3 protein-coding genes and 1 pseudogene are annotated in these 4628 nt (G+C 60.5%); 2 read left to right on the top strand and 2 right to left on the bottom strand.

Annotation, left to right across the window (positions count from 1 at the left end):
* Both JMO03_RS05125 and JMO03_RS05120 read left to right on the top strand, forming a co-directional pair.
* Nucleotides 1-315, top strand: a 315-nt coding sequence (locus tag JMO03_RS05125; protein WP_202841030.1) for an integrase core domain-containing protein, incomplete at its 5' end; no start/stop codon positions are given.
* A 26-nt stretch (nt 316-341) separates the two neighbouring features.
* Nucleotides 342-713 (top strand): annotated as a pseudogene (locus JMO03_RS05120) (DDE-type integrase/transposase/recombinase); the annotation flags it as partial.
* A gap of 80 nt (nt 714-793) precedes the next feature.
* Here the strand turns inward: JMO03_RS05120 and JMO03_RS05115 are convergent.
* Entirely contained in the window at nt 794-1015 is a 222-nt protein-coding gene (locus tag JMO03_RS05115; RefSeq protein WP_202841028.1) for a hypothetical protein, read from the bottom strand.
* Nucleotides 1015-4311, bottom strand: coding sequence for an RHS repeat domain-containing protein (locus tag JMO03_RS05110; RefSeq protein WP_202841027.1), 3297 nt, complete (start codon nt 4309-4311; stop codon nt 1015-1017). The genes JMO03_RS05115 and JMO03_RS05110 overlap by 1 nt, the downstream gene beginning before the upstream one ends.
* Nucleotides 4312-4628 lie beyond the last annotated feature (317 nt).

Here is a 4628-nt window from a genome sequence, read left to right as displayed (position 1 = left end):
CTGGGGCGGGTACAAGTGCCCTTCCTGCTGCGTTCCGACAATGGCTTGGTGTTCACCAGCCGCGACTACACCCGGCTGGTGCGCAGCTACGGTCTGCAGCGGGAGTTCATCACCCCGCACTGCCCACAGCAGAACGGGATGGTCGAGCGGGTGATCCGCACCTTGAAGGAGCAGTGTGCGCACCGACACCGGTTCGAGAGCCAGCAGCACGCCAGCCGCGTGATCGGTGACTGGATCCAGTTCTACAACCACCGGCGTCCGCACCAGGCGCTGGGCATGAAGACCCCCGCTGAGGCATATGCTTTAGCGGCCTGACCTGTGCAGAAACCGCTAGGTCATTACAGGACCGGCAAATGGTGATCCGGGCCGTGCAGATGGCGGTCTGGCAGCGCCAGGGCAGCCACCCGGTGATCCTGCACTCCGACCGTGGCAGCCAGTTCCGCAGCGGCGACTACCAGCGTTACCTGGCGGCCGACGGTCTGGTGTGCTCGATGAGCGCGGTGGGGCACTGTGGTGACAACGCGGCATGCGAAGGCTTCTTCGGAGTGCTCAAGCGCGAGCGGGTCCACCGCATGACGTATCCGACACTCGATGTAGCAAGGGCCGACGTGTTCGAATACATCGAGCGGTTCCACAACCCGAGGATGCGACGAAGGGTCGCCAGGCAAGACCAGACGTTCTCAGCCCTTGTACAACCGTCCGTGATTTCGGGGCAGCCCCCCGGGTCACTCCACCCGTTATCAGGGTGTCCGAACTACATGGGCCGTTCCAGTGGGATAGTACATCTTCAGAGTTACTGATTCTTATGTGCCAGAGATTCTTTAAAGAATCGGATGAACGACGGGATGTAGGCCAGAGTGAACGCAAGCGCGACAATAACAGACCAAGCGAGGAGCGAGAGATTCACGCCACCGTACACTACAAACAAAAGCAAATAAGTAGCGACAGCAAACGCAATCGTCTTCAGGTAGAAAACAGCGGTCTGCTTAACAAACTTCTTGGTGATGACGTTCATCACGGGACGTGCTGCTCAATTATGGGCTTGATATCCGGACTCGCACTTACAGCTGCACCGATAGCATTTGCCGCTGTCTGCGTGGGATTCGAATGAGTGAATCCAGGTGTAGTGTGCCTTATACCGTCGAGCAGATTTGCCACAGCCGTTCTTTCTGTCTGAGACATACCAGTGCTCGTGCTGCGCGCAACTGCTCCGGGAGCGGCTTCGATCGCTGTTCCTAGCCCTGCTGCCGCTCCACTTATAACTGCACCTTGGGCTACTTCGCCGACGGAAGCAGTTCTACCATCAACTTGGGCGCTTGCTTGCGTTGCCAAGGCGCCAACCCCGGCATTGCCAATGACATTGGCGACAACTGTACCGCTCGTCGTAGTCGCTGTGCTCGCAATTGCACTGACACCACCACTAAGGCCGCCAGCTATGCCTGCCACTGCAACTTGGCCCCAGCTGACATTTGACCAACGCTCACTGAATGAGCCCTTCCCCGTAACAAGTTGGACGCCTAGATTGACGCCGGCCCCTATCGGCGCACCCCACAAACACTGAGGACAACGGCCGTCCGGATCAGTGAACTTCTGAGGATTGTTGTAAGCGTACGCGTAAAGATTGAAGTGCCGCATGTCGTCAGAACTATATGCCGTGACGGGGTCAACGCTTAGCATCCTTCCCAGCATAGGGTCGTAGTAGCGCTGCTGCATGTATGACAGCTGAGTTGCCGCATCTTCCACATGCCCCGTATACCCGGGCCCGTCGCGCCAGGCCCGGTTCGTCGGCGACCCATACGGTTCGTAGTCTGTCCGCTCCAGTACCGACCGGCTTTGGTTAGTGATCGCCACGGGGCTGCCCAATGCGTCGGTGTGCTGGTACTTGGTGGTGTATACGTTCGTCGCCACGTCGCGTTCGCGGATCCCCACCAAACTGCCCTGCAGGTAGACGTACTCGGCGACCTTTCCCAAGCGCTCGTCTGCGGTCATCGACAGGCGCCCATCCTGCAGGTAGTGGGTGTATTTCTTGCCGGTTCCCACTTGGTCCAGCACCCGCCGTCCGTGCCCGTCATAGGCATAGTTCGATGCCGGGCTACCGCTGTTGCTCCGCAGCCGGTTGCCGAAATCGAAGGCGTAGGTCCGGCCGCTCTGGTTGGCCAGGTTGCCCTGCACGTCGTAACCAAGCCCCATGACGGTTGTCCCGCTGCAGCTGCCTGTCTTGACGTTAGTAAGGCGCCAAGTGGCGTCGTAGCAGTAGTAGTGGTTCCGCGGTTGATTGCCTCCGGTCACATTTGTTCCGGTCAGGTTGTCGAGCACATCGTATGTATACGTCGCTGTGCCGAACATCGGGTTGGAGCTTCCGTTGCCGGATACCACCTTCGTCAGGCGATCCAGCCCGTCGTAGGTCATCGTGCGGTTGCCGTGGTTACCCGTCCTCCCGTCGCTGATGGCCTTGACGTTGCCGTTCTGGTCATAGTCGTAGCCGTCGTAGAGAAAGGCTGAGGCCCCGCAACTGCCGTAGAAGTCGCAGCTGGTATCGGGCAGGCCGCGGGCGTTCTGGGTCAGGGTATGCGTAATGCCATTGCCGTAGGTGAACTGCTTGATGCCGCCGTTGGGGTGGTAGCTCACGCCGGTCGCGAAGGTTCCGGCCTGCGTCGGCTGCCCCAGCGCATTGGGTGCGTAGTTCACGGGCAGGCCGTGCCAAGTCAACGACGACAGATGGCCGTTGCCGTTGTAGGCGTAGTCCACCGGCCACGTGAAGACAGTGCCGAATTGCAGATTCTCCCGGGTGAGCAGCCGCCGGCGGTTATAGGTGTAGCTGTTGACCGCCTGCTGCGCGCCAGTGATGTCGTTCCGGGTGGTCACCACGCTGGGCAGTCCGTCGGCGTGGTAGGTCCACGTCTGGTTACCCAGCCCATCTCCGGGGAACGTCAGAGCCGTGAGCCTGTTGCGCCCGTCGTAGGTCCGGGCTGCCTTGCGGGCATTGATCGTCGTCGTGTTACCGGTGGTGTGGCAGGCAGTACTCGCTGGCAGGCCCGCCGCTGACCACGTCAGGTTGCCGGCTCCGTCGTACCCCATGACCGTGGCACCGGTTTCAGGCTCCACCGAGCGACACAGTTCCTGGTTCACGTTGTAGGCGTAGCTGCGGGTGAGCGCGACCGAGCCATTCGCGTTGCGGCGCTTGAGCGCCGTGACCTTTCCGAAGATGTCGCGGTGGATCTCGGTGAAGGCGCCCTCGGGATGGTTGATGCCGCGAGGAAGGTCGTAGGAGGGTTCGTCGAAAGTCTGGTAGAGCGTGGTCAGGGTCTGGTGGTTGCGTGGATTGGTCACCCGGGTCTGGAATCCTGCCAGGTACTCGGTGGTCGTGGTCAGCTGGCCCGTACCCTCCCAGTCCTGCCGGACCTGGGTGACGCGATCGAGCGCGTCGTATACGGTGTGCGTACCCTTTAGTGTCTGATCAAGATAAGACGTTGTTCCATGCACACGTGTGGAATAAGAACGAAATGATGGACGTCCAGCGGCGTCGTACCGGATGAAGGCGGCTGACACAGTGTTATTTGGATCGCCAAGATCAAGCGTCTGCTCAACGACTGGACGCCACAAGGCATCGTAGAACACGATCTTCCTGCCATTCCCGGTAAGCATGGTTCTGCGCCAGTGCCCGGTCGGCAGACCGTAGGTGCCTGCGTGTCCGCCCGAAAAGTCTATTGTCGTCTCGGCCCACTTTGATGTGTTGCAAACGTTCGCCTGGGTCTCGGATGGGTAGGTAATCTTCTTGACTCGTCCCATCAAATCGTGGTCATAGCAGGTCTTCGAGTTCATTTCGTCATTGATCGACCTGATCCAGCCGTTGTCGTCGACAACTGCTGTTTGCGTTGCGCCCGAGGGGGCTTCGGGCGTTGCCGGATACTTGATCGACTGCGGGATGCCACGTTTCCAACTCGACAGGGTGGTAACGTTATTGTTGCCGTCCGCGATCGTCTTGAGCGTCCCCAGTTGGCCAGCAACGGCAGTCTCGTAAGAGAACGTCTCCTGCGGCTTGCCGAAGCTGTATGTCTTCGAAGGCATGGCCTTCCACCCATAGTCGACCTGTGAAATCACAGAGTCCGCTTGGCCGTCGCATGCGTCATGGGCTGGAGCAGAAACGGCACAGGTGGTCTTCTTGACCTGGCCCAGGACGTAGGTCGCGAGGTCGTCGTGGTACTCGATGACCTCGGTGCGGCTATAGGTCTGGGCGTTCGCCACAGGAATCACCGACATGACAGACAGGCACGCAACCAACGCGTACCTGCAGCGAACGAGATAGTCCATGTCTCTTCCTTGTTCTGTCGTGGGCGCACGAGCGGAGCATGCGAGCCGGGCGCGCGCCGCTCCACGTCCGGATTGCCGGTGCGGCATTGCCGCTCCTGCGCCGTGCCGGCGGCGCGGTGCGGTCCGGCGAGCCTTGGTCGAAGTCGTCATCGGCAAGTCCTCGGGCCGCGCTACGGGTTGGGTGCGCTGCTGCGGGTGACCCTGGTCGGCCGACCCAGCGCGTCGAGACACCTGCCGGAGCAGGTGGTGTCGACAGCCCATCTGAACTGCGTCGCCTGCAGCACCTTGGTGGTGCTCAGCTTGGGCCGCAGGAACGT

This window comes from Luteimonas saliphila (assembly GCF_016774335.1).
Classification (GTDB): domain Bacteria; phylum Pseudomonadota; class Gammaproteobacteria; order Xanthomonadales; family Xanthomonadaceae; genus Luteimonas; species Luteimonas saliphila.
This window is presented reverse-complemented; position numbering and strand designations above follow the sequence as displayed.

Excerpts from the sequence above, each read along its gene's own strand:
- JMO03_RS05115 (WP_202841028.1), bottom strand. The coding sequence starts at position 1,015 with ATGAACGTCATCACCAAGAAGTTTGTTAAGCAGACCGCTGTTTTCTAC.
- JMO03_RS05110 (WP_202841027.1), bottom strand. The coding sequence starts at position 4,311 with ATGGACTATCTCGTTCGCTGCAGGTACGCGTTGGTTGCGTGCCTGTCT.